The sequence below is a fragment of the Streptomyces sp. ADMS genome (assembly GCF_033441795.1).
In the GTDB taxonomy this organism is placed as follows: Bacteria; Actinomycetota; Actinomycetes; order Streptomycetales; family Streptomycetaceae; genus Streptomyces.
Genome location: NZ_JAVFVX010000287.1, coordinates 1 through 1,859 on the forward strand (window position 1 = coordinate 1; position 1,859 = coordinate 1,859).

Consider the following 1,859-nt stretch of genomic DNA (forward strand, 5'->3'; position numbering starts at 1 on the left):
GCCTACGAGGTCTTCTCCCACGGCACCGACACCGGCGCCCTCAAGGTCGTACTGCACCGCGAGCAAGAGCACCCCAGCCGATGACCGGCCACGACGCGGCCCTGCGGCTTCATCGGGTTCTCCCGGACCCTCCGCCCGCGCCGTTCGGCCCTACCGCGGCTGGGCGGGTCGTGGTGCCGTGGAAGTGAGCCGAGGGCATCTGATGGGACGCGGCGAAGCGGAGAGAGACCGTGCACCGCGCAATCCGGGTCCGCGAGAAGCGGGCGGCCCTCGGCTCCACACATGCCGGGAGGCCGCCGCGGCCGGTCGGACCGGCGGCCAGCGGCCCCTGGGCCCCGAGCCGCCGGGGAGCTGCCCCATCGGCCAGGCCGCGACCTCGGACGCCACCGACCCGTACGTCCCACCGGAGAGCGGGGCGTCCGCCCGCAAGTGCGGCCCGGTCCCGACTCGGCGACTCTGGAGAGAGGCAGGCGTCGGGCGCGCCCACGTGCCGGTCGACCGCCTCGTGTGCGATGTTCAGCCCACCGCCAGGCAGCCCGGTCAGAGCGGTGCGCGCCTGCGACCAGGTGAAATCGGCACAAGCCTCGTCATGGTCCGCGAGATTCGGTGAGCTGTGCCGAGGATGTGGGCGGGCCGCGGGTGTCGCGGTCGGTGTGACAGCCGCCCATCAGCAGGGGCCGGACGGTCGCGTCCAGGATGCGCTGCACGCCCTATACCGGGCGAGTAGGCGCGTACGTGCTCGAAGAAGCTGAGCTGTCCGCCGGGCCGCAGCACCCGGTGGAGTTCGGCGAGCGCTGCGTGCGGGTCAGCGACCGAACAGGGTCGGGCAGACGACGACCCTAAGGGCGAGCAACACCCCATGGGGGTATATTTACCAGGCGACGAGCCCCAGCCGGCAGGGCTCACAGACGACGACCCCGGGCGGAGGCGTTGGAGATGACAACAGTCCGCGCCGGTGCCGTCCACTGGACACGTGGCGCCGTTGTCACCCTGCTCGCCGCGCTAATCGTGCTGGTCGTGCTGGTCCACCACGAAACGGTCGCGATCACGTCCGCACCGCTGCGACACGCCGCGTCTTCCCCGCACACCGGGCAGGCCATGCCCGGCACGGCGTCCTCGTCCGCCGCCGCCCTGCCGCACGGGTTCGCTCACGCTCACGCGGACAGCCTCGACGCACCCACCCCCGCGCACGGTGTCGACGGCAGTGCCTGCGCGAATCCCGGCCCGCAGCACTGCACCGCCGCGGGCGTCGACACGGTCAAGCTCGCCCCGCCGCAGCGCCATGGCCGGCAGACGGCGCACCCGTACCAGGCCAGGCCCGGACGGTCGCCCGCCGGGACGATCAGCCGCGCGCCACCCGACCTGTCGGTCCTCTCCCAGCTGCGCATTTAGGCCGCGCCTCCGGCACCCGTGTGCCGTCTCCGCCGCCACCCCCATGCCCGCTCGAACAAGAGGACTCACATCGTGAACAGCGTCAACCGCCGCTCCGTCCTGCTCGCCGGACTCGGCGCCGCCGGCGCGGGCGCGCTCGCCGCCTGCACCGACTCCACCAGCACGCCCGCCCTGGTCAGCCCCTCCGGTTCCGCCGTCGCCGCTGCCGCTGCCGCTGCCGAGAAGAGGCGGGCCGGCACCGGCAGACAGCACAAGATCACGCTCACCGCAGCGCCCGCCACAGTCGACCTCGGCGGCGGCATCAAGGTCAGGACCTGGACCTTCGACGGCCGCACACCCGGCAAGGAGGTCCGGCTCTCCGCCGGCGACACCCTGGCCGCCGAACTCGCGAACCAGCTACCGGGCAGGACCTCCACCTCGATCCACTGGCACGGCATCGCCCTGCGCAACGACATGGACGGCGCACC

General features: G+C 73.1%; 2 protein-coding genes and 1 pseudogene. 2 read left to right on the forward strand and 1 reads right to left on the reverse strand.

Going from position 1 to position 1,859, the window contains the following annotated elements; translation table 11 throughout:
• Nucleotides 1-638: 638 nt before the first annotated feature.
• Nucleotides 639-819: pseudogene (locus tag RB628_RS40410) on the reverse strand (methyltransferase domain-containing protein); the annotation flags it as partial.
• A 117-nt stretch (nucleotides 820-936) separates the two neighbouring features.
• Between RB628_RS40410 and RB628_RS40415 the strand changes: the two are divergent.
• Nucleotides 937-1,392: a hypothetical protein gene (locus RB628_RS40415; RefSeq protein WP_318325631.1), complete on the forward strand. Its 456-nt coding sequence runs from the start codon at nucleotides 937-939 to the stop codon at nucleotides 1,390-1,392.
• Nucleotides 1,393-1,464: 72 nt separating this feature from the next.
• A partial coding sequence (locus tag RB628_RS40420; protein WP_318325632.1) for a multicopper oxidase domain-containing protein occupies nucleotides 1,465-1,859 on the forward strand: 395 nt, incomplete at its 3' end.

Coding starts and splice junctions, on each gene's coding strand:
- RB628_RS40415 (WP_318325631.1), top strand. CDS start 937: ATGACAACAGTCCGCGCCGGTGCCGTCCACTGGACACGTGGCGCCGTT.